Here is a 24343-nt window from a genome sequence, read left to right as displayed (position 1 = left end):
CCGTGGAAATCCTGGCATTCGGTGTGCAGGCCGACGAGCGCCCGCTGATCGAGGCGGCCTTCGCCGGACACTACGACGTGCGCTGCGTGGACGTCTTCCTGAGCGAGGACACCGTCCCGATCGCGGCCGGATACCGGGTCATCAGCACCAGCGTCAACGCCGACCTCGGCCCGGGCGTCCTGCGGCACCTCGCGGCGGGCGGCACCAGGCTGATCGCCCAGCGCTCCACCGGCTTCAACAACATCGACCTCGATGTCGCCCACGACCTCGGTCTGACCGTGGCCCGGGTCTCGTCCTACTCTCCGTACTCGGTGGCCGAATTCGCCTGGACCCTCGCGATGGCCCTCAACCGCCGCGTCGTCCGGGCCGCAGGACGCACCCGCGACTTCGACTTCCGCCTCGACGGCCTGATGGGACGGGACCTGCGCGGACGGACCGCGGGGGTGCTCGGTACCGGCAGGATCGGCGAGGCGTTCACCCGGATCGCTCACGGATTCGGCATGGAACTGCTCGGCTGGGACACCGCGGAGAACCCCGCCTGCACCGCACTCGGCATGCGGTACGTGGCGAAGGACCGGCTGCTCGCCGATTCGGACGTGATCACGCTCCACGTCCCCCTGGTGCCGTCGACGCACCACCTCATCGGCGCCGACGAACTGCGCGCCATGAAGGACGACGCGATCCTGGTGAACTCCAGCCGCGGGGGCCTCGTCGACACCGGAGCCCTGGTCGACGAGTTGCGCCGGGGCCGCTTCACCGGTGTGGGGCTCGATGTCTACGAGGCGGAGGCGGGGCTCTTCTTCCTGGACAAGTCGCTTGACGTGGTCGAGGACGACACCCTGGCCCGGCTGGTCACCTTCCCGAATGTGCTGGTGACCTCGCACCAGGCCTACTACACACGGGAGGCGGTGGGCCAGATCATCGCCGCCACCGTGCGCAACGTCGAGGACTTCGTGGCCGGGCGCCGCAGCGAGAACACCCTGGTACCGCTCACCGGAGGGTGAGCGGAGGCACCCGGTCCACCCGCCCCGGCCCGGCGCCTCCGCCCGGCTGCGCCATGACCCCGGCCAGCAGTCCCGTCACGATCCCGGCCCCCTCCTTCGTCAGTACCGACTCCGGATGGAACTGCACGCCCGCGAACCCGTCGCCCCGCAGCGCGTGCACCTCACCACTGACCGGGTCACGGCTCAGCTCGGTCCGGCGCACGGCCAGTGCCGCCGCCGTGTCCGCGTCGCACCGCGCTGTGTACGAGTTGTAGAAACCGACGGTCTCCGGCCTGCCGAAGAAGTCGATGCGCTCCTGGGCGCCCTGATGGGGGACCGCCTTCCGGACGATGTCCAGGCCCAGCCCGGCCGCCAGCAGCTCATGGCCCAGACAGACCCCCAGCAGCCCGTACCGGTGGTCGCGGAGCAGCTCCGCGGCGAGATCCCGGAGGAACAGCATCCGGGGGTCGGCCCGGTCCGACGGGTCGCCGGGCCCCGGGCCGAGCACCACAGGACCGCGGTGACCCCGCACCCTCTCCCGCAGGCCGGGCTCGTCGTACCGGCGTACCGTCACGCCGAGCCCCGACGACCGCAGCAGATGCGCCAGCATCGAGGTGAATGTGTCCTCCGCGTCCACCACCAGCGCGTGGCCCGTCACCGCGGGCGTCGTCTCCCGCATCCGCAGCCAGAACGGCGCGAGGCCGGCCCGCCGGGACTCCAGGGCCGCCCGCACCCGCGGGTCCTCCGCGAGTCCCGGCCCGGCGGCCTCCCGGCGGGGCCGCCCCTCGCGCACCCCCAGAGCCGTCAGCACCCCCGCCGCCTTGGCGTGTGTCTCGGCGACCTCGCTCGCCGGGTCCGAGTGGCGGACGAGAGTGGCACCGACCGGAACCCGCAGGGCGCCCCCGGCCGAGATGTCCGCCGTACGGATCAGGATCGGCGAGTCCAGCGTCTGCGCCCCGCCGGCGTCCCGGCCGATCAGCGCCAGCGCGCCCCCGTAGTAGCCGCGCCCGTCCGCCTCGTACCGCTCGATGACCCGGCAGGCGTTCTGCACGGGCGAACCGGTGACGGTCGCGGCGAACATCGTCTCCTTCAGCACCTCCCGCACATCCATCGAGCTCCGGCCGCGCAACTCGTACTCGGTGTGCGCGAGATGGGCCATCTCCTTCAGCCGCGGCCCGACGACGACCCCGCCCATGTCCCCGACGGTGCACATCATCTTCAGTTCCTCGTCCACCACCATGGAGAGCTCGTCGGTCTCCTTGCGGTCCCCGAGGAACTCCAGCAGCCCCTCGGTGGTCGGGCCCCCGGGCGGGTAGCGGAAGGTCCCGCTGATCGGGTTCATCACGACCGTCCCGCCCGACATCCGGACATGCACCTCCGGGCTCGCGCCGACCAGAGTGCGCTCCCCGGTGTGCACCACGAAGGTCCAGTACGCGCCGCGCTCACCGTCGAGCAGCCGCCGGAACAGGGCCAGCGCGTCCGCCCTGCCGAAGCCCGGAACGGACCCCGTGTAGGTACGCCGGACGACGAAGTTCGCCCCCTCGCCCCGGCCGATCTCGTCCTCCACGACCCGTCCGACGATCTCGCGGTAGGCCTCGTCGCTGACGTCGAAGCCGCCGTCCTCGACCCGGACCCCGTGCGCGGGCAGCGCGCCGAGCACCTCGGCGAGCGGCAGTTCGTACGTCTCGTCGGCGACCAGGACCGCCAGCGGCGTCCCGTCGTCCCGTACGTCGAAACCGCGCTCGCCGATCTGCCGGAACGGCACCAGCGCCAGCACGGGGCCGCTCCCGTCCGCCGGGATGTCGGCGAGCCGTGCCACCTCGTGGACCTCGCCGGTCAGCAGCTCGACGACGTCGTGGTCGCGGCCGGGGGTGAGCCGGCGCAACAGGGCGAAGGGGCGGTGGTCGTCCAGCAGAGCGCTGATGAGCATCGGATGGTTCCTTCCGGGGCCCCGCGGTACGGGGAGGGGGAGCGGAGAGGAACGGCCGGTGAAAACACGGAAGGCCGCCCCTCGGGCGGCCTTCGCTTCGTCTGTACGCGCGATGTCAGTGGGCCGCCGGATGAGCGGTCCACCACCAGTTTCGAGTCGTCGTCGCGAACATGGTGGGGACTGTAGCGCATCACAGGCGTCCCACCGGGCTCCCCGGCCGTCTCATCCACCGGGCAGGGCCAAAACCGGGGACGGCGACCCCGTACTGTTGGCGATGTGACCGTGAACGCTGATACCCAAGCCCCCGCCGCAGAGGCGGCCTGGCGAGACCTTCCCGCGGCGCAGCAGCCCGAGTACCCGGATGCCGGGGCCCTGCGCGATGTGATCGCGGACCTCACGTCGTATCCGCCGCTCGTCTTCGCGGGCGAGTGCGACCAGCTGCGCGAGCGCCTGGGAGCCGTGGCCAGGGGCGAGGCGTTCCTGCTTCAGGGCGGCGACTGCGCCGAGGCCTTCGACGGCGTGTCCGCCGAGCACATCCGGGCCAAGCTGAAGACGCTGCTCCAGATGAGCGCCGTACTCACCTACGCGGCCTCCGTGCCCGTGGTGAAGGTCGGCCGGATCGCGGGCCAGTACTCCAAGCCGCGCTCCAAGGGCACCGAGACCCGCGACGGGGTGACGCTGCCGACGTACCGCGGCGACTCGGTCAACGGGTTCGACTTCGACGAGAAGTCCCGGATCCCGGACCCGGAGCGGCTGAAGCGGATGTACCACGCCTCCGCGTCGACGCTGAACCTGGTCCGCGCCTTCACCACCGGTGGCTACGCGGACCTGCGCCAGGTGCACGCCTGGAACCAGGACTTCGTCAAGTCCTCGCCCTCCGGGCAGCGTTATGAGCAGCTCGCCCGTGAGATCGACAGCGCGCTGAACTTCATGAAGGCGTGCGGGACCGACCCGGCGGAGTTCCGCGCGGTCGAGTTCTACGCCTCGCACGAGGCGCTGCTCCTCGACTACGAGTCGGCGCTGACCCGCACGGATTCCCGGACCGGCAAGCTCTACGACACCTCGGGCCACATGGTCTGGGTCGGCGAGCGCACCCGCCAGCTGGACCACGCGCACATCGAGTTCGCCTCGCAGATCCGTAACCCGATCGGTGTGAAGCTGGGCCCGACGACCTCTCCGGAGGAGGCGCTCACCTACATCGAGCGCCTGGACCCGGACCGCGAGCCCGGCCGCCTCACCTTCATCGTCAGGATGGGCGCGGACAAGGTCCGTGACCGGCTGCCGAACCTGGTCGAGAAGGTCACCGCGTCCGGTGCCCAGGTGGTCTGGGTGACGGACCCGATGCACGGCAACACCTTCGAGGCGGCGTCCGGCCACAAGACCCGCCGTTTCGACGACGTGCTCGACGAGGTCAAGGGCTTCTTCGAGGTGCACAAGAGCCTCGGCACGCACCCCGGCGGCATCCACGTCGAGCTGACCGGTGACGACGTCACCGAGTGCGTGGGCGGCGGCGACGAGATCTTCGTCGACGACCTGCACCAGCGGTACGAGACGGCCTGCGACCCGCGCCTCAACCGGAGCCAGTCGCTCGACCTGGCGTTCCTGGTCGCGGAGATGTACCGGGCGCAGTAGGCGACAGCCGTCCGGCAGGTCACCGCGGGACGGCGGCCGGCAGCGCGGAGGGCCGTGGGGTGCGGATCACAGCGATCCGCACCCCACGGCCCTTTTGCACCCCCGGAGCGACGGGTAAGGTTAGGATTACCTCACCGATTGGTCGGGGTGGTGCCCGTCAGCGATCCCGTCCGGGAGGTGAACCCGCGTGTATGTCTGCTCATGTTTCGGCGTGACCGAGAAGCAGGTGAAGGAGCACGCGGACGCCGGAGCCTGCACGCCCCGGGACATCGCGTCGGCCAGCAAGGCCGGAACGGACTGCGGTGGCTGTGTGCGCAGCATCCAGGCGCTCCTCGGCCGGGGTGACTGCCCCCGGCGCGAGCTGCTCGACGGGCGGCGGCAGCCCGCACAGGAGCCGGCCGGGCATCCGGAGCCGGTCGTGTCGCCGTCGCCGCTCCCCGAAGCTGCCTGATCCCCGCACGGCACGTCCGTGCGCACCCGGAAGCCGTCTCCGGCCCCGGCGCGCGGGTCCGTACGCGCCCGCCCCCCGTCGTACTGTCGGGGCTCGCCCCTCAGCTCTCCGGCTGCTCGATCACCTGGGCGATGTAGAGCGGCTCCCCGAGTTTCCCGACCAGCTCCAGCTGGGTGTCGAGGTAGTCGATGTGGTGTTCCTCGTCGGCGAGGATCGACTCGAAGATGTTCGCGGACGTGATGTCCCCCTTGCCCCGCATGACCTCGATGCCACGCCGGAGCCGGTCGATGGCCTCGGCCTCCACCTGCCGGTCCGCCTGGAACATCTCGGTGACCGTCTGGCCCACCCGCACGTGGAAGAGCCGCTGGTAGTTCGGCAGTCCGTCCAGGAAGAGGATCCGGTCGGTGAGGATCTCGGCGTGCTTCATCTCGTCGATCGACTCGGACCTGGTGTACTTCGCGAGCTTGGTCCAGCCGAAATTCTCCTGCATCTTCGCGTGCAGGAAGTACTGGTTGATCGCCGTGAGTTCGGCGGTCAACTGCTCGTTGAGAAACTCGATGACCTCGGGGTCGCCCTGCATTGCAGAGGCTCCTTCCAGGCGTGGATCCGGGCAGGTTCCGGGCATCCTCGCACCGCCCCAGGGGGCAGTCCAGTAAGTGCAGGCTTAGTACGAGTTGACCTCATCGGTCCAGACCTGGTCGTGACCACCCCGCGAGGTCTGTCACCATGGATGCATGGGTCAGCCGGAAAGCCGGGAGCAGCAGGGAGCGGCACAGTCCGGGCTCCCGCCGGGGCAGCGGCTGCAGCGCGGCTGGCCGGTGACCCACTACGGCCCCGTGCCCAAGTTCAAGCCCGACCGCTGGGAATTCCGGGTCTTCGGGGCCACGGCGGACGGCGAGAAGCACTGCTGGAACCACGAGGAGTTCTCGGCTCTCCCGTTCTCCACGGTAGTCGCCGATCTGCACTGCGTGACGAAGTTCTCCATGCTGGGAGCCGAGTGGGGCGGAGTGCGTGCCCAGACACTGGCCGAGCTGGCGCCGCCCGCGCCCGGGGTCACGCACGTGATGGTCTGGGCCGAGTACGGATACTCCGCCAATCTGCGCCTGGCGGACTTCTCCGATGCGCAGACGCTCTTCGCGACCCACAAGGCCGGTGAGCTGCTCACCGCCGAGCACGGGTTCCCGCTGCGTCTGGTCGTCCCGCGGCTCTACGCCTGGAAGGGCCCCAAATGGGTCCGCGGCATCGAGTACATGACCGCGGACCGCCGTGGCTTCTGGGAGGAGCGCGGCTACCACAACCTCGGCGACCCGTGGCAGGAGCAGCGCTACTCCTACCAGGAGGGCCCGCAGGACGGTCCTGAGCTCTGAAGTCCGGGGGCCCGGGCCCGGCCGCCGGCTACAGCCGGAGCGACTTCAGGCGGGCCACGTCCGCCGCGTGCCCCTCCTTGCCGCCGGGGGTCTCGATGACGAGCGGCACCCCCTCGGTCGACGGATGGGCGAGCAGTTCCCGGAAGGGCTCCGCGCCGATGTGACCCGCGCCGATGTTCTCGTGCCTGTCCTTGTGCGCGCCCGTGGCCTCCTTGGAGTCATTGGCGTGGATCAGCTTGAGCCTGCCCTCGCCGACGGTGTCCACGAGGAGGTCCAGGGTCTGGTTCATCCCGCCGGGGCCCGCGAGGTCGTGGCCGGCCGCGAAGATGTGGCAGGTGTCCAGGCAGACCCCGAGCTTCGGGTGGGAGTCGAGCGCCTCGAAGTACGGGCCGAAATCCCAGGTGCGTGAGCAGAGCGAGGAGCCCTGGCCCGCTGTCGACTCCAGCAGGAGGAACGGGTCGTCCTCGTGGGTCAGCTCGTCGAGCAGCGGCAGCATGTGCGTACGGACCTGCGCGAGCGCCTCGGAGCGCGGGCGGCCACCGGTCGCCGAGCCGGTGTGCACGACGACGCCCAGCGCGCCGATCTCCCGGCCCCTGCGCAGCGAGTGCCGCAGTGAGTCGACCGACCTGAGCACGGTGTCGGCCGTGTGCGAGCCGAAGTTGATCAGATACGGGGCATGCACGTACGCCGTGATCGACTCGTTCGCGCACTCCTTGCGGAACTGCTCGTCCTGGTCCGGGTTCCCGGTGGGTGTGGCCCAGCCGCGCGGGTTGGCCACGAAGACCTGGACGGTCTCGGCGCCCAGCTCGCGGGCGTAGGGGAGGCCGGTCCTGGCGAGGCCGCCGGCCACGGGGACGTGGCCGCCGATGGGGTTGCGCACGGTGTGTTCAGAGTCCCTTGGTCTTGATGGTGATGGTGCTGCCCTCGGGGGCACGGTCGCCGCCGTCGACCGACTGGCCGGCCACGGTGTCACTGAAGGAGAGGAACGGCCGGTCGACATGGACCTTGAAGCCCTTGCCGGTCAGCGCGGTCTTCGCGTCGTCCACGCTGCCGCCCGTGACATCGGGGACGGAGATCATCCGGGGGCCCTTGGACAGGGTCAGGGTGACGGTGTCGCCCTCCGCCGCGCTTGCCCCCTCCGCCGGTGACTGCTTGGCGACCTGCCCGGCGTCCTCCGGCGAGTTGACCTTCTCCGGCGCTACCACGACCTTGAGGTTCTCGTCCTCCAGGTCGGCGCGGGCGTCCTCCGGCGACTCACCCGTGACGTCCGGTACATCGACCGGGGCGCCCTTGGACACGACCAGGGCGATCGCCGAGTCGGCGTGCCGTTCGGTGCCGGACGCCGGGTCCGTACGGATCACCTTGCCCCGCCCGGTCTCGTCACTGAACTCCTTGGTGACCATGCCGGCCGCCAGCCCCGCCTTCGCCAGCTCCTTCTTCGCCTGTGCGAGCGGCTCACCCTGGACGTGGGGCACCCGGACGATCCGCGGGCCGCGCGAGACGACCAGGGACACCGCGCCGTTGTCGCGGATGCGGGCGCCCGACGCGGGGCTGCTGTTCATGACCTGGCCGCGGTCGTAGGTGTCGCTGAACTTGCGCTCGGTCTTCTTCACGTCGAGACCCGCGGCCGAGAGCCGTGACGTCGCGGACTTCTCAGGCTGGCCCAGCAGCGAGGGGACCCGGGTGAACTGGCCCGAGTTGATGTACCAGACACCGGCTCCGACCCCCAGCACCAGCAGGACGGCGACGACCGACGCGATCAGTCCCCGGCGGGTCCGCCGGCCGCGGCGCACCGGCTGCCGTCCGGGCCCGGGCTCCCCGGCGGCCGGCATCACCAGGCGGCTGGTCCTGTCGATCCCCGCGGCGGGCAGCGGGCGCCGGATCACATCCGTACGTTCTTCGGAGGCGTCCGCGCCGGAGGCGGGCGCGGACGGGTGCGCCTGCGGCGGGACGGCGTCCAGCTCACCGTCGCTCAGTGCGGCGCGGGCCTCGCGGACCCGGCCGAGCAGGGCCACGGCGTCGTCCGGCCGGTCACCCGGGTGCCGGGCGGTGGCGCTCGCCACCAGGTCGTCCAGCGGGGCCGCGAGGCCCGGCACGACCGCGGACGGTGCGGGCACTCCTTCGTTGAGGTGCTGGTAGAGCACCTGGGCCGGGGTGTCACCGGTGTGCGGTTTGGCGCCGGTCAGCATCTCGTACAGCACCACACCGCAGGCGTGGACGTCGGCCCTGGTGTCCGCCGTGCCCTGCTCGATCTGCTCCGGGGCCAGGTAGGAGACTGTGCCCAGGATGGTCCCCGTGCTGTTCGTCTCGGTGTCCACGGCCCGGACGAGGCCGAAGTCGGCGACCTTGACCCGGCCGTCGTCCCCGATCAGGACGTTCTCCGGTTTCATGTCCCGGTGGACGAAGCCGGCCCGGTGCGCGGCGCCGAGCGCGGCAAGCACCGGCTCCAGGATGTCCAGCGCCGCGCGGGGGCGCAGCGCGCCCCGCTCACGCAGGACGTCGCGCAGCGTGCACCCCGCGACGTACTCCATCGCGAGGTAGACGTGCGCGCCGTCCGCGCCCTGGTCGAACATGCCGACCACATTGGGGTGGTCGAGGCGCGCGACGGACTTGGCCTCCCGGATGAACCGCTCCACGAACGTGGCGTCGACCGCCAGCGCGGGGTGCATCACCTTGAGGGCGAGCACCCGGTCCAGGCGGGTGTCGACGGCCCGGTAGACCGTGGCCATGCCACCGATGGCGATGCACGCGTCCACCCGGTAGCGGCCGTCGAGCAGCTGCCCGACGAGCGGGGCTTGCGGGTCACCAAGCGTCGTATCCACGCTGGCGAGTGTACGAGCCGGCGCCGACAGGGCCTAAGCGGTCCCGGTGGACCGGCCGCTACTGAAGCCGAGCTGTGACAGGTCCGCACCGGACCTGTGAGGACCGCACCGCGTGTGGCCCGACCGGCCCGGCCGCGGGGGTACGCGGCGCGGTGCGCTCGCGGGGTGACTCACGTCATACCGGTGACCGCTGCCCCTCAGGCGCCGGCGCGAACGCGGGCCGTTCCGGGTCGAGCGCCGCGCGCCCCTCCTGCGGTGACGACGCCCGCGCGAAGTGCCGCCGCGGGATCCGCCCCGCCCGGTACGCCAGCCGGCCGGCCTCCACGCCCCGCCGCATCGCGGACGCCATCAGCTCCGGCTCCTGCGCGCGCGTCACCGCCGATGCGAGCATCACGGCCGCGCACCCGAGCTCCATCGCCAGGGCCGCGTCCGATGCGGTACCGGCCCCCGCGTCGAGGATCACCGGCACCCCGGCCCGCTCCACGATCAGCTGGAAGTTGTGCGGGTTGCGGATGCCGAGCCCGGAACCGATGGGCGAGCCGAGCGGCATGATCGCCGCGCAGCCCGCGTCCTCAAGCCGCCGGGCCAGGACCGGATCGTCGCTGGTGTACGGCAGGACCGTGAAGCCGTCGTCGACCAGGATCTCCGCGGCGTCCAGCAGCTCCACCGGGTCGGGCAGCAGAGTGTGCTCGTCCGCCACGACCTCCAGCTTGATCCAGTCCGTGCCCAGCGCCTCGCGGGCCAGGCGCGCGGTGAGGACCGCCTCGCCCGCCGTGAAGCAGCCGGCGGTGTTGGGGAGCACCCTGATGCCGAGCCTGTCGAGCACCGAGAGGACCGAGCCCTGCACCGTCGGATCGAGGCGGCGCATCGCGACCGTCGTCAGTCCGGTGCCCGACGCGATCAGGGACCGCTCCAGTACGTCGAGGCTGGGCGCACCGCCCGTACCCATGATCAGCCGGGAGGAGAGGACGGTGTCCGCGAGAGTGAAGGGATCGTCTGCCATGTCCGGCTCAGCCTCCTTGGACTGCGGTGAGGATCTCGACGCGGTCGCCGTCGGTGAGCACGGTGGCGGACCACAGGCCCCGCGGCACGACGGTCTCGTTGACGGCGGCCGCGACCCCCGAAGGAGCGGTGGTGAGGGTGGCGACCAGGACATCGAGGCTGGTGTCCGCCGCGATGGCGCGGGCCGCGCCGTTGACGGACACCTGCGGTGACGGCGCACCCACCGGTGACGCGTTGACGGATGGCACATTCATGCGGGCTGCTCCTGTCGTACGGGCGGGAAGCGCCGGGGAGTGAAGGCACGGGCCTCGGCCGGCAGCTCCCCGGTGGTGAGCAGTTCGGCCATCACGTCGCCGGTCACGGGTGTGAGCAGCACGCCGTTGCGGAAGTGGCCGGTGGCCAGCAGCAGGCCGGGCAGCGTGGTCGGGCCGAGGAGCGGCGCGTTGTCGGGCGACGCCGGACGCAGCCCCGCGCACGTCTCGGTGAGCGGCAGCTCGGTGATGCCGGGCACCAGCTCGTGGGCGTCGCGGAGCAGTTCGTACACCCCGCCCGCGGTGACCGTGGTGTCCCAGCCGAGCTCCTCGCTGGTCGCGCCGATCACGAGTTCGCCGTTCTCACGGGGGACCAGATAGAGGTGACTGCCCCGGACGACCGCGCGGACGGTCCGGCTGAGGAACGGCGCGTACACACGCGGCACGGTGAGCCGGAGCACCTGCCCCTTGACCGGGCGCACGGGCGGAAGCACCGAGTCCGGCAGACCTGCGAGCTGACCGCTGCGGCTGCCGGCCGCCAGCACCACCTGGCCGGCGGAGAGCGCGGCGCCGTCGGCGAGCACCACCCCGGTGGCCCGGCCGCGCTCCGTCGTCAGGCGCTCCGCCCAGCCGCGGTGGAAGACGACCCCGGCGCGCTCGCACGCGACGAGCAGCGCCTTCGCCAGGCGGCGCGGGTCGACCTGGTGATCCCCGTCCACCCGCAGCCCGCCGCGTACGCCCGGCGCGAGCATCGGTTCGAGACGCCTGCACTCCCGCCCCGTGAGCCACTCCGACTCCAGTCCTGAGCGCAGCTGGAGGGCGTGCAGCTCCCGCAGATGCGCCCGGTCGTCGAGGTCGAGTGCCACGGCGAGCGTGCCGCAGGCGCGGTAGCCCAGATCCTGCCCCGACGCCTCGGCCAGCTCCGCGGCGAACGCGGGGTAGCGGCGGGCGGACTCCAGATTCAGACCGAGCAGCACCTGCTCGCCGTAGTGCAGTTCCGTGACGGCGGCCAGCATCCCCGCCGCGACCTGCGCGGCTCCGCCGCCCGGCAGGGGATCGGCGACTGCGGTGCGCAGCCCGCGCTGCGCCGACCGCCAGGCGGTGACGAGACCGATGATCCCGCCCCCGACGATCAGTACGTCAGAGGTGTCGGCATGGTGTGCGTGCATGGGCGTCCAGCCCCTCCCTTCGCCGGCATGACCCGGATCAGGTTCGTACGGTCGGGGGCCGGCCAGCCCCCCTCTCAGCCCGGTACGCCCGGACTCCCGCGAGTAGTTCCGCGGCCAGCCTAACCCCGGTCCGCGCCGCCCTGACAGGCATCCCATGACGGCCCCTGTCCTGACGCTGTGTCAGCTGCTTAGGGTGTACCGGGTGAGCGAGCCGAGGAACGTCGTCATCGCCGGTGCGGGCATGGCCGGGGTCCAGACCGCTGTCGCCCTGCGGGACCAGGGCTTCACCGGACCCGTGACACTGATCGGTGAGGAGGTCCACCAGCCGTACGACAGACCGCCGCTCTCCAAGGCGGTTCTGCTCGGGAAGGCCGAGAGCACCGCCTTCGACGTCGACTTCGCCGCCCTCGGGGTCGATCTGCTGCTCGGGTGCGAGGTGACCGGAGTGCGCCCGGACGACCGGGAGCTGGACACCGCGCGCGGACCTGTCCCTTACGGGTCGCTGGTCGTGGCCACCGGCGCCCGGCCGGTCGCGCTGCCCGGCAGCGAGGGCGTCCCGGACGTCCATCTGCTGCGCACGCTCGACGACGCGGGGCGGCTGCGGGCCGTGCTGGCCGGCCGGCGGGACGTGGTGGTGGTCGGCGCGGGCTGGATCGGCGCCGAGTTCGCCACGGCCGCCCGGGAGGCGGGGTGCGCGGTGACGGTCGTGGAGGCGGCGGGCCGGCCGCTCGCCGGGGTGCTGCCGGCCGAGATCGCCGCGCCCATGGCCGGCTGGTACGCCGAAAGCGGAGCCGAACTCGTCACGGACGCCCGCGTGGCCCGGGTCGAACCGGGCGCCGTGGTGCTGGAATCCGGGCGGCGGCTGCCGGCCGGGGCCGTCCTCGTGGGTATCGGTGCCAGGCCCGCGACCGGCTGGCTTGCGGGGTCCGGTATCGCGCTGGGCGCCGACGGCTCGGTCACCGCCGACGAACGGCTGCGCACCTCGGCCGCCGATGTGTACGCGGTCGGCGACTGCGCCTCCTTCCCCTCCCGCCGGTACGGCGAGCGGCTCCTGATCCACCACTGGGACAACGCCCTCCAGGGGCCGCGCACGGTCGCCGCCGACGTGATCGGTGAGGCACCGCGGAGCTACGACCCGGTGCCGTACTTCTGGTCCGAGCAGTTCGGCCGCTTCGTCCAGTACGCGGGCCACCACGCGGCCGCCGACACCCTGATCCGGCGCGGTGACCCGGCGGGGCCCGCCTGGTCGGTGTGCTGGCTGCGGGAGGAGCGGCTGGTCGCGGTGCTCGCCGTCGCCAGGCCCCGGGACCTGGCCCAGGGCCGCAAGCTCATCGAGTCGGGGGGGCCGGTCGACCCGGACCTGGCGGCGGATCCGGCGGTGCCGCTCAAGTCGGCGGTCCGGCAGCCCGGCCGACCCTGAAGGGCTGAGTCCGGGTATCGGCTGTCAGTGCGGGATGGCAGGCTTGTCCTGTGACCGAGATTGACGCAAAAACCGATGCTCTCATCCCCGCCTGGCTGCACCTCCCGGATATCGCCGAGATGTTCGACGTCGAGGTGACCCGTGTCCGCCAGCTGGTCAGGGACGGCACGCTGATCGCCGTACGCCGTGGGGAGAACAGGGCGCTCCAGGTGCCCGCCGCCTTCATCGACGACACCAAGGTGGTCAAGGGCCTCGCCGGGACCCTGACGCTCCTGCGGGACGACGGCTTCAGCGACCAGGAGATGCTGGAGTGGCTCTTCACCCCCGACGAGACCCTGCCCGGCACACCCGCGCAGGCGCTGAGCGAGAATCGCGGGACGGAGGTGAAGCGCCGGGCCCAGGCGCTCGCCCTCTGATCGGAGTGTGAACACCCCGGCGGTGCGGGGACCGGGCCCGGCCCGGCCCCCGCACCGCCGTACCTTGCCGCTCACGCACCCAGTCCATCGCAGTCCACGGGGGGAACGCCCGATGTCCACCGCACCCGCACCGCTGTCCGACGCCCGGTTGTACCTCTGCACGGACGCGCGCAGGCGCCAGGGCGACCTGCCCGGGTTCCTGGACGCGGTCCTGTCCCACGGTGTGGACATCGTCCAGCTGCGGGACAAGGGCATGGAGGCGGCGGAGGAGCTCGACCACCTCCGGGTCTTCGCCGACGCCTGCCGCAGGCACGGCAAGCTGCTCGCGGTGAACGACCGCGCGGATGTCGCGCACGCCATCGCGTCCGACGTGCTGCACCTGGGCCAGGGGGATCTGCCGGTCCCCGCCGCGCGTGCCGTGCTCGGCCCCGGCGTGCTCATCGGCCGCTCGACCCACGCCGAGTCCGAGGTGGACGCGGCGGCGGCCGAACCGGGCGTGGACTACTTCTGCACCGGCCCCTGCTGGCCCACCCCGACCAAGCCGGGCCGTCACGCGCCGGGGCTCGGCCTGGTGCGGTACGCGGCGTCGCTGGCCACGCCGCGTCCCTGGTTCGCGATCGGCGGGATCGACGCGGGCAACCTGGACGAGGTGCTGGACGCCGGCGCCCGCCGGGTGGTCGTTGTCCGGGCGATCACCGAGGCCGACGACCCGGCAGCCGCCGCGGCCGGTCTCGCCGCCCGGGTCAGGTCCCGCACCCCGTAAGGGAAGCGGACCGCCCGGGTCAGGCCCCGCACCCCGCAAGAGAAGCGGATGCAGTGATTCCGGAAAAGTGTCCGAGGGGTGGACAACTATCTCGCAAATCGGTCATAAGGTCCCGGCGCGGTTGGGGGAGTGGCAAGCCCTGACTAATCTGCCCGTATGGCCTTCGGCACTTCCTCCACCAGAACCGATCACGCCCGGACGGTGCGCGACCTGCTCGCGACCGGCAGGACGCTGTACTCCTTCGAGTTCTGGGCGCCCAAGACCGAGAAGGGCGAGCGGAACCTCTGGAACGCGCTGCGCCGTGTCGAGGCGGTGGCGCCCAGCTTCGTCTCCGTGACGTACGGGGCGGGCGGTTCCTCCCGTGCGGGCACGGTCAGGGCGACCGAGCAGATCGCGTCGGACACCACGCTCACCCCGGTCGCGCACCTGACAGCCGTCGACCACTCGGTCGCCCAGCTGCGCAACATCATCGGCCAGTACGCGGACGCCGGGATCCGGAACATCCTCGCGGTCCGCGGCGACCCGCCCGGCGACCCGATGGGCGAGTGGGTCAAGCACCCGGAAGGCGTCATGTACGCCGCCGACCTGGTCCGGCTGATCAAGGAGTCGGGCGACTTCTGCGTCGGTGTCGCGGCCTTCCCCGAGATGCACCCGCGCTCGGAGAACTGGGAGAGCGACATCCGGCACTTCACCGACAAGTGCCGGGCCGGCGCCGACTACGCGATCACCCAGATGTTCTTCGACCCCGAGGACTATCTGCGCATGCGGGAGCGGGTCGTCGCCGCAGGCTGCGACACCCCGGTCATCCCCGAAGTCATGCCCATCACCAATGTCCGCCAGCTCGAACGGTTCGCCCAGCTCAGCAACGCGCACTTCCCGGACGCCCTGAAAGACCGCATCCACGCGGTCAAGGACGACCCGGCCGCTGTACGCTCCATTGGCATCGAGTTCGCTACGGAGTTCTGCGCGAAGCTGCTCTCCGAGGATGTCCCTGGGCTGCACTTCATCACGCTGAACAACTCCACGGCGACCCTCGAAATCTACGAGAATCTCGGGCTGCACAAGCAGTCCTGACCGGCACATCCGCTCCCCGCACGGAGTGGTGGCCGCTGAGAGGGGCGTACATGGGCTGGACGGTCCTCTATGTCGGGTTCGGATTCGTCGCGTTGTGGCTGCTGGGTGAGGTGCTGCTCCAGTACAAGGCCAGGCTGCGCTGGCGGTTGCTCGCCTTCACCGGCTTCCTCGGCGTGGTCGTCGGTGTGCTGCTGCACTCCGTGCCGGTGATCGTGGTGGGCGCCCTCGCCTTCGCGGTCGGTCAGTTGTACGTCACGCTCTCCTTCCGCCGCGGCTTCTCCACCGGCTGGGCCATAGGGGGCGCCCCCAGGGTCAGCAAGCGGCGCAGGGCACGCGGCGGCGCCGTGAAGGAACCGGTGCTCGAAGTCCCGGACCCGCAGTACGGGGAGCCCGGCCAGGAGCAGCCCGACGGGCAGGAGCGGCCGGAAGGCCCGCAGCAGGGCGGTCAGGAGGACGCCTTCGCGCAGCACGGCCCGGGCCATGGCGCCCAGGACGGCTACGACGGGAACGGCGGTTACGAGCAGCAGGTGTACGGCGCCGGCGGCTACGGGACGGATGACGGATACGGCTACGGCGGGCCCGGGTACGCGCCGCACACGGACGGCTCCGGCACCTCCCCGGAGGCGCCGCAGGCCCCCGAGCCCATGGCGGCAGGTGTCTACGCGCCGCAGCCGATGCCCGACGAGACCGGCCAGTACGGCATATACAGCGAAACGGCCTACGGGACCGGGGCGCAGTACGGCACCGGGGGCCACGACCAGAACGGCCCGCAGTACGACGGCCAGTACGGCTACGGCGGCGAGCAGCAGCAGTACCCCGCCTACTCCGACCCGTACATCGGCGCAGGCCAGTACGGAACGTCCTACGAGGACCAGCAGCAGTACGCCGGTCCCTACACCGACCCGTACGCCAACGACACCCCGCCCGGCGGGGTCTGGGTCCCGCAGCAGCGCGACACCGAGGCCGCGTACGGCACTGCGGACCACCCGGAGCAGCACCCGTACCAGGGCGGCTACAACAACGGCTACAACGAGCAGCAGCGGTACTGAGGGTCCGTGCCGTCGCCGGCGCGGCGGTCACCGGCCGCGCCGCAGGCTCCGCGCTCGCTGCTCGGTGCTTCTCGCTCACTGCTCACTGCTCACTGCGAGCCGCGGAACCCCTCGCCCTCGACGATGAGTCCGGCGGCCAGCGCCCCGGACATCCCGGCGTGGGCCAGTCCGCCGCCGGGATGCGACCAGCCGCCCGCGAGGTGGAGGCCGGGCAGCGGCGACCGGTTCGGTGAGGGCAGCAGCCGTCCGCCCGCACCGGCCAGGGCGGGACCGGGCACCCGGAGCGAACCGGTCTCCCGCAGGGTGTCGGCGGGGGTCCGCACCTCCCGCCACAGCAGGCGCCCGCGCAGCCCGGGCACGGCGGCCTCCGCGGCCGTGACCATCCGGTCGGCGAACGCCCCGGCCCGCGCGTCCCCGGACCAGTTCTCGGCCCCGCTCTCCGTCCCGCCCGCCGGGACCGTGGCCGTCAGCGTGAGCGCCTCGTGGCCCGGGCCCGGGACCAGCGCCGGATCGGCGGGGCGCAGCACCGTCACCATCGGCAGGTCGCTCTCCGCCCGGTGCACCACCGTGCGGTGCACGGCGTCCGCGGGCCGCTCGCCGCGCAGCGCGAGACAGACCACGAACCGGCCGGTCCCGGCGCCCCCCTCCGGGTGCGGCCGGTGGACCGACGGCAGCGGGGCGCCCGCGACCACGTGCTCGGCATCGATCCGGCGCCCGTCGGCCAGCTCCAGCCCGCAGGCCCTGCCGTCCTTCTCGCGGACCTCCGTGACCTCGGCCGAGAACACGAACTCGACCTTCCGTGCGCGGCACCGCTCGTACACGGCGTCCGCCAGCGCCCGCATCCCCCCGCGTACGTACCAGTTGCCGAAGGTCTGCTCCATGTACGGCAGGACGGCCGCCGACGCAGGCGCCGTCAGCGGGTCGAAACCGCTGGAGAGCGCGTAGCTCGCCAGCAGGGCGGCCAGCCTCGGATCCCGCAGCTCCCTGCTGCCGACCTCGGCGAGCGTGGACGCGCCGCGCCGCAGCAGTCCGGTCCTGGGCGCCGGGTAGGGATCGTGTCCCAGCGGGGCGGGGTCGGCGGGCAGTGGCTCTTCGAGGAGCGGCCGCCTGGTGCGGTCCCAGGTCTCCCGGGCCCGGTCGAGGAAAGCACCCCAGCGGGCGCCCGCGCCGCCGCCCAGCGCCGCGTCGAGAGCCGCCACGACCCCGGCACGTGAGGCGTTCGGCAGCAGGACGCCGGTCCCGTCGTCGAAGAGGTGGCGCCCCGCCGGATCGACCTGGACGAGATCGACGCACTTCTCCAGCGGCTCACGGCCCGTCTTCACGAACAAGTCGCGGTACACGGCGGGCAGCTGGAGGAGCCCGGGTCCGGTGTCGAAGGCGAAGCCGTCCCGCGCGAAGCGGCCCACCGCCCCGCCGTAGGTCGCCGTACGTTCGTACACCGTCACCCGGTGGCCTGCCACAGCCAGCCGGGCGGCAGCCGCCATGGCGCCCATCCCGGCGCCGATCACCGCAATCCGTGCCATGGCAGGAACTTTATCGGTGCCTCGGACGCCCGGGGACGGGAGCCGCACACACGTCTGAGTATCCGTACCTAGAGGCGGAGATGAGTAGTTGCGCGGATAGGTTCCCACCTGCGCGGACGGCAGAGTGTGGAGCACGGAAGGGGCGCAGCGCCGGCACTGCCGACACGGGGCGGCGGAACGGCGCGGCTCCCCCGACGAGTACCGGATGTACGGGGGAGTACAGCGGGGGAGTACGGGGGAAGCGCCGCTCGGAGCGGACCGGGAGACCGGGCCGGGACGGGCGGCGCTCTTTCCTGCCCGCGCGTCCCTGCCCGGTCGTCTCCCGCCGGGATCAGCGTCCGCTGACCCGCCCGTGCAGCAGCCGCGAGAGCGCCGCGTGCACCTCGTCGATCGACCGCTCGCTCTGGAAGGCCTTCCAGTCGAGAGCCGCCACCAGGACCATCCCGACCAGGGCGGCAGCGGTCAGCGCGATGTCGATCTCCTCGTTCAGCTCACCCGCTTCGACGGCCTCGCGCAGCACCGTCTCGACGACGGCGACCGCCTCCTGGCGCACCACGAGCAGGGTCGACTGCCAGGCCCGGTTGGTACGCCACAGCTCGGCGACGTACAGCTGCGTGAAGGCCGGATACGTGTCGATGAAGCCGAGGCCGGACCTGATCATGGCGTCCAGTGCCTCGACCTTGGTGCCGCCGCGCTCCGCCGTCGTGTCGGCCGCGGACTGGAGCGAGGCGGTGAGCAGCCCGACCCCGTGCCGGAGCAATTCCTCGAAGAGCACGGTCTTGCTCGCGAAGTTGTAGTAGACCGTGCCCTTCGCCACCCCCGCGCGCTCGGCGATCTCCTCGACGGTCGTGGAGGAGAAGCCCTGCTCCGCGATGAGGGTGACGGCCGCCTCGTACAGCTTCTGCCGGGTGGCCTGCCGTCTGGTGCTGGTGTCCATGCGCCCGATTCTCACAGGCCGCGCCCCCTGGCGGGCCATCCCGCTCACAGACTGAGCTCCGGATGCAGACGCTCCATGGTCCACACCTGCTTGCTCCGCGCCGACAGCGCGGTCAGTGCCAGCGCGCCCACGGTGAAGGCGAGGAGTACCGCGGAGCCGGTCAGTACGGGGGCCAGGCCCCCGCCGGTGATGAGCCGGCGCAACCCCTCGACCACGTAACTCATCGGCAGATACGGATGGATGGCGTTGAAGAACGCCGGGCTCGTCTGGACCGGATAGGTGCCGCCGGCCGAGGTCAGCTGGAGCATCAGCAGCGCCAGCACCAGGATCCGCCCGGCTGCACCGAAGCGGGCGTTGAGCCACTGCACGATCGCGGCGAAGCAGCAGGTCACCAGCGCCAGGAAGCCCAGCGTCCCGGCAGCCCGGACCATCTGCAGACCGATCGCCCAGTGGAGGACGGCCATCAGCGCGGCGGTCTGGAGCACTCCGATCGCGGCCACCGGGAGCCAGCCCGCGAAGGTGATCCGCCACGCCGAAGCGCCGGCGGCCAGCGCGCGGCGGCTGAGCGGCTGGATGAGCATGTACGCCACCATCGCGCCGACCCAGAGCGAGAGCGGGATGAAGTACGGAGCGAAGCCGGTCCCGTAATTGGGCGCGGGATGGAGCGACTTGGAGGCCAGCTGTACCGGATCGGCCATCACCCCGGTGCGCTGGTCCCGGTCCTTCTTGTCGTAGTCGGGGATCTTGGACACCCCGTCGTGCAGCCCCGTGGCGAGGGTGCCCGCGCCGTCGGAGAGCTTGACGAGCCCGGCGTGCAGGGTGCGCGCACCGCTGTTCAGCTTCCCGAGCCCGGTGTGCAGGGAGGTGGCGCCGGTCCGCGCCGCCGTCAGCCCGGTGTGCAGCCGGCCCGCGCCGCTCGCGACCCGGTGGGCCCCGCTGTCCAGCTGGTTGATCCTGGCGACGGCCGTGTCCAGGTCCGATGCGAGGTCCGGGGCGTGCTCCGCCAGGCTGTCCGCCTGCTTCTGCAGCGTCGCGAGCTGTCCGTCGAGCGTCTTCAGATCGCCGTTCTGCTGCTGTACGAGGCCGTTGACGTCGCCCGCGATCCGCGCCGTATCGGCAGCCGCCTTCTTGGCCTTCTTCAGCTGCGGGCAGGCCGGGTCGGGTACGGGCAGCTCCTGGCAGCGGGCCCGGTAGACGCTGTCGAGGCCGGCCGATGCGGTGGCCGCGCCGCGTGCCGCGACCGGGGCCGCCTTCACCAGGGAGGCGAGGTGGTCGCGTACGACCTGGGTCGAGTCGGAGACCAGCCGGGCCGCGTCACCGATGGACTTGCTGTTGTTCCTGAGGAAGGGGCGGACGGCCCCGGCCGCGCCGTTCACCTTCTTCGCGAGGGTCCTGGTGCCCGCGGCGACCTGCTTCGACCCGGACTGGAGACCGGCCGCGCCCTTGTCGAGCTTCGTGATGCCACCGGCCAGCCTGCCGCTGCCGGCCCTGGCGTCCTTCGCACCGTCGGCCAGGGTCTTCGACCCCTTCCGCGCCCGGCCGAGGCCCGATGAGAGGTCGGACGCGCCGTCGGCCGCCTTCGCCGTTTGATCGTGCAGACCGGCGAAGGAGAGGTAGATGCGGTCCAGGAAGGTACGTGAGGCGTGGGTCGATGCCGACGTCCTGACCTCGGAGAACACCGTCCGGGAGATCTGTCCGACGATGTAGTTGTTGGCGTCGTTCGTGCGGACCTGGAGGGCGCCGGTCTCGGGAGAGTCACCCGAACTGGACGCGACCCGCTTGCTGAAGTCGGCCGGCATGGTCAGCGACAGGTAGTACGTGCCGTCCTCGACGCCCTTGTGGGCCTCGGCGGCGCTGGTCTCGTGCCAGTCGAAGACCTTGCTGTCGCGCAGCCCATCGGTGATGTCATCGCCCGCCCGGACCTTCTTGCCGGCGGCCTCGGCGCCCCGGTCGTCGTTGACCAGGGCGACGGGTATCCGGTCGAGCCTGCCGTACGGGTCCCAGAACGACCAGAGGTACAGGGCCCCGTAGAGCAGGGGGAGCAGCAGGAGCGCGACGAGGGCGGCGCGCGGCAGCCTGCCCCTGCCGAACCGCTTCAGCTCAAGGGCGGCCAGTCTCGGCGAGCGCATCGGCTGCCCCTTCCTCTGTGTCCTTCGGGTCTGCCGGGTCCTTCGGGGGCTGTGTGGTCCGCGCTGCCGTGTCCGCCCCGGCCGTCGTGTCCGAGGAGTCCGCTGCGTCCGTGGCGCCCCCTTCTTCCTCCGGGCCTGACTCCCGGCGGGTGGAGACGGTGAGCACGCCGTCCGGCGCACTGCTGCAGACGGCAAGAGTGGTGACGCCGCCGGCGGCGACCGAGCGCAGCAGCTCCCAGGCCGCGTCGCGTTCGGGGCCGGAGAGTTTGAGGTCCGCGTCGTCCACGGCGAGCAGCCGCGGACCGCCCATCAGGCCGAGTGCCACGGAGAGCCGCAGGGCCTCAAGGCGCTCCAGATCCCGCACGGAGGTGCGGCCCTTCTTGGGCAGTGTGGCGAGTTCGAGCCCGGCGGCCTCCAGTGCCGCGTCGATGCGGGCGCGGGCCGCCGCGGCACGCTCGGCGCGGGGCCGCAGCAGCGCCCGGAACGATCCGCGGTAGCGGTGCTGCAGCAGGGCGCGCTCGCGCAGATGCTCGTCCACGGTCAGCGCCGGGTCGAGCTCGCTGACCCCGGGGACCGGGCCCAGCGCGCTGATCCGGCGCACGCCGGCCAGCTGCTTGGGCAGCCGGTGGCCGGCCACCTCGGCCTCGCCCTCGCTCGTCCGCATCCGGCCGGTGAGGGCGAGGAGCAGACAGGTGCGTCCTGAGCCCGACGGGCCCTCGACCGCGATGAGCGAGCCGGGCTCCGCTTCGATGTCCACCCCGCGGAAGGCCCAGCCGTACGGGCCCTTGAGCCCCAGCCCCTCCGCGATCACTGCTGCCCCGTGCGGGCTGTCCACGACGCCCTCCCCTGTTCTGTCGATGGCACCGGCGCCTGCCGTGCCGCCGGCACCCGCGCGTGCGACCGCGGCGCGGGTGCGCTGCCGGTACGAGCGTCTTGCCGCTGCGGCAGCCGCGACACCTGATCCGGCGCTCTTGCACTGACCAGTCAGTGCAAAAAAGTACGCCGTCTTCGGTGCTTCCGGCAAAGGCCCAGGTCAGGGCCGATTGTCAGTGGTCGCCCGCACCATGGACACAGACGGCCACAGCGCCGTCACACCACGACAGGAGGTTCCGTCATGGCCAGCTCGAACGCCGCACCAGCGCACCGGCCCCGTGTCACCGCCCCTGCCCCCTCGCTCGCCCCCGTCCCCTCCCTCGCCGCGTCCCCCGACCCCTCCCGCGCCGCCGCACCCGGGGCACCGGCTCTCTTCACCCCCGCCTCCCCGGCCCCGCCCGCCTTCTCCCCGCCCGCCTTCTCCTCGTCGGCCGGGGGACCCGCGAGCGACATCCACCCCGTCGCGCGCCGCACGGGAGCCCCTGCCGCCGCCCTCGACCTGCTGGCCCAGGCCCGGTCAGGACTGGACGAGGCGGCCGGGCTTGAAGAGCCCAACGAGCGCTATGCCACCGCCCACCTCGCCGCGCTGCGCACGGCCGCCGCGGTGCTCGCCTCACGGGCCAGGCCCGACGACGCCCGGCGCCGGAACGCGGGCCCCGGGCGCGGACGCAGGAACGCCATCCGTACCGCCTGGGAGCTGCTGCCGGAGCTCGCACCCGAGCTGACCGAGTGGAGCGCCCTCTTCGCCTCCGGGGCCGCCCGCAGGGCCAGGGCGGAGGCCGGTATACCGGGTGCGGCGGGCAGCCGCGACGCGGACGATCTGCTGCGCGACGCGGGCATGTTCCTGCGCCTGGTCGAGCGGCTGCTGGCCCTCCAGCCGCTGCTGCCCCAGCCGAGGGGGGAGCGCCCGCACGCGGGGTGATCAGGGGGACCTTCACAGGCAATAGGGTGGGAGCCAGTCTTTGCTGTCTACGGCCCGCCGTCCGCGGCGGCACCGCGCCGAGGAGTCAACCGCCGTGTCGGACCAGCTGCGCCCCCGCGCCTCCCTTCGTACCGCCGTGGTGTGGGACGTACTCAAGGACGCCCTCGACCGCCGGGCCGAAGCGACCGGCCGGCCCGCCCTGGATGTGCTCGACACCGGCGGCGGCACCGGGAACTTCGCGGTGCCCGTCGCCCGGCTCGGTCACCGGGTCACCGTGGTCGACCCCAGCCCCAACGCCCTCTTCGGCCTGGAGCGCAGGGCCGCCGAGGCCGGGGTCGCGGACCAGGTGCGCGGCGTGCAGGGCGATGTGCTCGGCCTGTTCGACGTGGTGGAGCGCGGCGGATACGACGCGGTGCTCTGCCACGGAGTCCTCGAATACGTGGAGGACCCGGCCGAGGGCATCAGGAACGCGGTGGACGCGCTCCGGCCCTCGGGCGCGCTCAGCCTGCTCGCCGCCGGGCTCGGCGGCGCCGTCCTGGCCAGGGCACTCGCCGGGCACTTCAGCGAGGCCAGGCAGGCGCTGACGGACCCGGCGGGACGGTGGGGCGACGGCGACCCGGTGCCCCGGCGTTTCACCGCGGAACAGCTGACCGGGCTGGTCACCGCGGCCGGTGTGGAAGTCGGCGCGGTGCACGGGGTGCGGGTCTTCGCCGACCTCGTCCCCGGGGTCCTGGTCGACACCGAGCCGGGCGCCCTGGAGGCCCTGCTGAAGCTGGAGGCGGCCGCGGCGGAGCTGTCCGCCTTCCACTCGGTCGCCACCCAGCTGCACGTTCTGGGTGAGAAGCAGGGCTGATCAGCAGCGCAGTGATGCACGGACTCACACACAGGCCCCCCATACGGGGGCTAGTCCCCGTATGATCGGGGTAACCATCCGGCATGACGGTCCGGCCGTCGGGGAATGCACGCCCCGGCAGCTGTGCCTGCATGGCGGCCCGGATGGTGAATTGGCGTAGAGGGCGGGTTTCACGGGGGCGAATCCCTGCCTATTCTGGAAGGGCCGCATCACGGTCGTACCCCGCGACCGACGAGTAGGAGGACTCCGTGCCGCTCTCGGAGCACGAGCAGCGCATGCTCGAGCAGATGGAGCGAGCGCTGTACGCCGAAGATCCCAAGTTCGCGACAGCGCTTGAGGGAAGCGGGCTGCGTACGTACACCCGTCGCCGGGTGTACCAGGCGATCGCTGGCTTTCTGGTGGGTATCGCCCTCCTCATGGCAGGAATGGTCGCGCAGCAGATCTGGATCAGTGTGGTGGGGTTCCTCGTCATGCTCGGCTGCGCGGTGCTCGCGGTAACCGGATGGCGCAAAGCGCCCAAGCCCGGTGAACAGCAACAGGCCGGAGGCCCGGCCCAGGGCCGGCAGGCCAGGAAACACCGCTCGGTGATGAACCGCATCGAGGAGCGGTGGCAGCGCCGCCGCGACGAACAGGGCCACTGACCCGGCCCTCGCCGGGAGGTGTCAGCTGCCGGGGGCACCGCAGGCCGGTCGCGCCCGGCGGATCAGTGACTGAGGGGCGGCCGCTCGTGAGCGGCCGCCCCTCAGTCACGTCCGCCGACGCCGATACATTGGCCGA

Annotated in this window: 24 protein-coding genes and 1 riboswitch; of the genes, 12 read left to right on the top strand and 12 right to left on the bottom strand. The window is 72.2% G+C overall.

All coding sequences use genetic code 11. The features are described 5' to 3' along the window. Window positions 1-2: 2 nt before the first annotated feature. Entirely contained in the window at window positions 3-1004 is a 1002-nt protein-coding gene (locus OG917_RS09030; protein ID WP_328317034.1) for a 2-hydroxyacid dehydrogenase, read from the top strand. On the opposite strand, the gene OG917_RS09025 is transcribed toward OG917_RS09030, so the two are convergent. Both OG917_RS09025 and OG917_RS30620 read right to left on the bottom strand, forming a co-directional pair. Then, complete coding sequence (locus OG917_RS09025; RefSeq protein ID WP_328317033.1) at window positions 991-2913, bottom strand: anthranilate synthase family protein; 1923 nt, start codon at window positions 2911-2913, stop codon at window positions 991-993. The genes OG917_RS09030 and OG917_RS09025 overlap by 14 nt on opposite strands. A 115-nt stretch (window positions 2914-3028) precedes the next feature. Beyond that, window positions 3029-3085, bottom strand: a complete 57-nt coding sequence (locus tag OG917_RS30620; RefSeq protein ID WP_353961846.1) for a trp operon leader peptide — start codon at window positions 3083-3085, stop codon at window positions 3029-3031. Between the two features lie 104 nt (window positions 3086-3189). Here OG917_RS30620 and OG917_RS09020 point away from each other — a divergent pair, with 104 nt between their 5' ends. Both OG917_RS09020 and OG917_RS09015 read left to right on the top strand, forming a co-directional pair. Then, window positions 3190-4545 (top strand): class II 3-deoxy-7-phosphoheptulonate synthase, encoded by a 1356-nt coding sequence (locus OG917_RS09020; RefSeq protein WP_328317032.1) that lies wholly within the window; start codon window positions 3190-3192, stop codon window positions 4543-4545. A 187-nt stretch (window positions 4546-4732) separates the two neighbouring features. Continuing rightward, window positions 4733-4996: a (2Fe-2S)-binding protein gene (locus OG917_RS09015; protein ID WP_328317031.1), complete on the top strand. Its 264-nt coding sequence runs from the start codon at window positions 4733-4735 to the stop codon at window positions 4994-4996. A 100-nt stretch (window positions 4997-5096) separates the two neighbouring features. On the opposite strand, the gene bfr is transcribed toward OG917_RS09015, so the two are convergent. Then, window positions 5097-5576 carry a bacterioferritin gene (gene bfr, locus OG917_RS09010; RefSeq protein WP_328317030.1) on the bottom strand — a complete coding sequence of 160 codons (480 nt, stop codon included), beginning with the start codon at window positions 5574-5576 and terminating at the stop codon, window positions 5097-5099. A gap of 154 nt (window positions 5577-5730) precedes the next feature. Between bfr and OG917_RS09005 the strand changes: the two genes are divergently transcribed. Beyond that, window positions 5731-6363, top strand: a complete 633-nt coding sequence (locus tag OG917_RS09005) for a sulfite oxidase-like oxidoreductase (RefSeq protein WP_328317029.1) — start codon at window positions 5731-5733, stop codon at window positions 6361-6363. 28 nt (window positions 6364-6391) lie between these two features. On the opposite strand, the gene OG917_RS09000 is transcribed toward OG917_RS09005, so the two are convergent. From OG917_RS09000 to thiO, 5 genes are all read right to left on the bottom strand, one after another. Continuing rightward, on the bottom strand, window positions 6392-7243 hold the full coding sequence (locus OG917_RS09000) for a deoxyribonuclease IV (RefSeq protein WP_328317028.1): 852 nt from the start codon (window positions 7241-7243) through the stop codon (window positions 6392-6394). Window positions 7244-7250: 7 nt separating this feature from the next. After that, complete coding sequence (gene pknB / locus OG917_RS08995) at window positions 7251-9185, bottom strand: Stk1 family PASTA domain-containing Ser/Thr kinase (RefSeq protein ID WP_328317027.1); 1935 nt, start codon at window positions 9183-9185, stop codon at window positions 7251-7253. Between the two features lie 175 nt (window positions 9186-9360). Then, window positions 9361-10188 carry a thiazole synthase gene (locus OG917_RS08990; RefSeq protein ID WP_328317026.1) on the bottom strand — a complete coding sequence of 276 codons (828 nt, stop codon included), beginning with the start codon at window positions 10186-10188 and terminating at the stop codon, window positions 9361-9363. Between the two features lie 7 nt (window positions 10189-10195). Further along, on the bottom strand, window positions 10196-10441 hold the full coding sequence (gene thiS / locus OG917_RS08985; RefSeq protein ID WP_328317025.1) for a sulfur carrier protein ThiS: 246 nt from the start codon (window positions 10439-10441) through the stop codon (window positions 10196-10198). Further along, window positions 10438-11607, bottom strand: a complete 1170-nt coding sequence (gene thiO, locus OG917_RS08980) for a glycine oxidase ThiO (protein ID WP_328317024.1) — start codon at window positions 11605-11607, stop codon at window positions 10438-10440. Before thiO ends, thiS begins: the two co-directional genes overlap by 4 nt. Beyond that, a riboswitch (TPP riboswitch) is annotated at window positions 11605-11717 on the bottom strand. It overlaps the preceding gene by 3 nt. Before the next feature lie 92 nt (window positions 11718-11809). On the opposite strand from thiO, the gene OG917_RS08975 reads away from it, so the two are divergent. The 5 genes from OG917_RS08975 to OG917_RS08955 all read left to right on the top strand — a co-directional run bounded on the left by OG917_RS08975 (window position 11810) and on the right by OG917_RS08955 (window position 16329). Further along, entirely contained in the window at window positions 11810-13027 is a 1218-nt protein-coding gene (locus OG917_RS08975; RefSeq protein ID WP_443058928.1) for an NAD(P)/FAD-dependent oxidoreductase, read from the top strand. Window positions 13028-13077: 50 nt separating this feature from the next. Next, the gene (locus OG917_RS08970; protein WP_328317023.1) at window positions 13078-13443 is read left to right on the top strand and encodes an Rv2175c family DNA-binding protein; all 366 of its coding nucleotides are present in this window, start codon (window positions 13078-13080) and stop codon (window positions 13441-13443) included. A 112-nt stretch (window positions 13444-13555) separates the two neighbouring features. Further along, a complete protein-coding gene (thiE, locus tag OG917_RS08965) occupies window positions 13556-14206 on the top strand; it encodes a thiamine phosphate synthase (RefSeq protein WP_328317022.1) in 651 nt (216 codons plus the stop codon). Between the two features lie 156 nt (window positions 14207-14362). Further along, window positions 14363-15280, top strand: coding sequence for a methylenetetrahydrofolate reductase [NAD(P)H] (gene metF, locus OG917_RS08960; RefSeq protein ID WP_328317021.1), 918 nt, complete (start codon window positions 14363-14365; stop codon window positions 15278-15280). A gap of 50 nt (window positions 15281-15330) precedes the next feature. Then, window positions 15331-16329, top strand: coding sequence for a hypothetical protein (locus OG917_RS08955; RefSeq protein WP_328317020.1), 999 nt, complete (start codon window positions 15331-15333; stop codon window positions 16327-16329). Window positions 16330-16418: 89 nt separating this feature from the next. On the opposite strand, the gene OG917_RS08950 is transcribed toward OG917_RS08955, so the two are convergent. From OG917_RS08950 to OG917_RS08935, 4 genes are all read right to left on the bottom strand, one after another. Then, the gene (locus OG917_RS08950) at window positions 16419-17852 is read right to left on the bottom strand and encodes a phytoene desaturase family protein (RefSeq protein ID WP_328317019.1); all 1434 of its coding nucleotides are present in this window, start codon (window positions 17850-17852) and stop codon (window positions 16419-16421) included. A 331-nt stretch (window positions 17853-18183) separates the two neighbouring features. After that, a complete protein-coding gene (locus tag OG917_RS08945) occupies window positions 18184-18789 on the bottom strand; it encodes a TetR/AcrR family transcriptional regulator (protein WP_328317018.1) in 606 nt (201 codons plus the stop codon). A gap of 44 nt (window positions 18790-18833) precedes the next feature. Beyond that, the gene (locus OG917_RS08940; protein ID WP_328317017.1) at window positions 18834-20918 is read right to left on the bottom strand and encodes a YhgE/Pip domain-containing protein; all 2085 of its coding nucleotides are present in this window, start codon (window positions 20916-20918) and stop codon (window positions 18834-18836) included. Continuing rightward, window positions 20890-21753 carry an ATP-binding cassette domain-containing protein gene (locus OG917_RS08935; protein WP_328317016.1) on the bottom strand — a complete coding sequence of 288 codons (864 nt, stop codon included), beginning with the start codon at window positions 21751-21753 and terminating at the stop codon, window positions 20890-20892. Before OG917_RS08935 ends, OG917_RS08940 begins: the two co-directional genes overlap by 29 nt. A gap of 279 nt (window positions 21754-22032) precedes the next feature. On the opposite strand from OG917_RS08935, the gene OG917_RS08930 reads away from it, so the two are divergent. From OG917_RS08930 to OG917_RS08920, 3 genes are all read left to right on the top strand, one after another. Next, window positions 22033-22713: an SAV_6107 family HEPN domain-containing protein gene (locus OG917_RS08930; protein ID WP_328317015.1), complete on the top strand. Its 681-nt coding sequence runs from the start codon at window positions 22033-22035 to the stop codon at window positions 22711-22713. A 94-nt stretch (window positions 22714-22807) separates the two neighbouring features. Then, a complete protein-coding gene (locus OG917_RS08925) occupies window positions 22808-23566 on the top strand; it encodes a methyltransferase (protein WP_328317014.1) in 759 nt (252 codons plus the stop codon). A gap of 248 nt (window positions 23567-23814) precedes the next feature. Next, window positions 23815-24207: a DUF3040 domain-containing protein gene (locus OG917_RS08920; RefSeq protein WP_328317013.1), complete on the top strand. Its 393-nt coding sequence runs from the start codon at window positions 23815-23817 to the stop codon at window positions 24205-24207. Window positions 24208-24343 lie beyond the last annotated feature (136 nt).

The sequence above is a fragment of the Streptomyces sp. NBC_00388 genome (assembly GCF_036061255.1).
GTDB lineage: Bacteria > Actinomycetota > Actinomycetes > Streptomycetales > Streptomycetaceae > Streptomyces.
This window is presented reverse-complemented; position numbering and strand designations above follow the sequence as displayed.

Coding starts and splice junctions, on each gene's coding strand:
- OG917_RS09005 (WP_328317029.1), top strand. CDS start 5,731: ATGGGTCAGCCGGAAAGCCGGGAGCAGCAGGGAGCGGCACAGTCCGGG.
- OG917_RS08950 (WP_328317019.1), bottom strand. CDS start 17,852: ATGGCACGGATTGCGGTGATCGGCGCCGGGATGGGCGCCATGGCGGCT.
- bfr (WP_328317030.1), bottom strand. CDS start 5,576: ATGCAGGGCGACCCCGAGGTCATCGAGTTTCTCAACGAGCAGTTGACC.
- thiE (WP_328317022.1), top strand. CDS start 13,556: ATGTCCACCGCACCCGCACCGCTGTCCGACGCCCGGTTGTACCTCTGC.
- thiO (WP_328317024.1), bottom strand. CDS start 11,607: ATGCACGCACACCATGCCGACACCTCTGACGTACTGATCGTCGGGGGC.
- metF (WP_328317021.1), top strand. CDS start 14,363: ATGGCCTTCGGCACTTCCTCCACCAGAACCGATCACGCCCGGACGGTG.
- OG917_RS08940 (WP_328317017.1), bottom strand. CDS start 20,918: ATGCGCTCGCCGAGACTGGCCGCCCTTGAGCTGAAGCGGTTCGGCAGG.
- thiS (WP_328317025.1), bottom strand. CDS start 10,441: ATGAATGTGCCATCCGTCAACGCGTCACCGGTGGGTGCGCCGTCACCG.
- OG917_RS09025 (WP_328317033.1), bottom strand. CDS start 2,913: ATGCTCATCAGCGCTCTGCTGGACGACCACCGCCCCTTCGCCCTGTTG.
- OG917_RS08990 (WP_328317026.1), bottom strand. CDS start 10,188: ATGGCAGACGATCCCTTCACTCTCGCGGACACCGTCCTCTCCTCCCGG.
- OG917_RS08930 (WP_328317015.1), top strand. CDS start 22,033: ATGGCCAGCTCGAACGCCGCACCAGCGCACCGGCCCCGTGTCACCGCC.
- OG917_RS08945 (WP_328317018.1), bottom strand. CDS start 18,789: ATGGACACCAGCACCAGACGGCAGGCCACCCGGCAGAAGCTGTACGAG.
- OG917_RS08955 (WP_328317020.1), top strand. CDS start 15,331: ATGGGCTGGACGGTCCTCTATGTCGGGTTCGGATTCGTCGCGTTGTGG.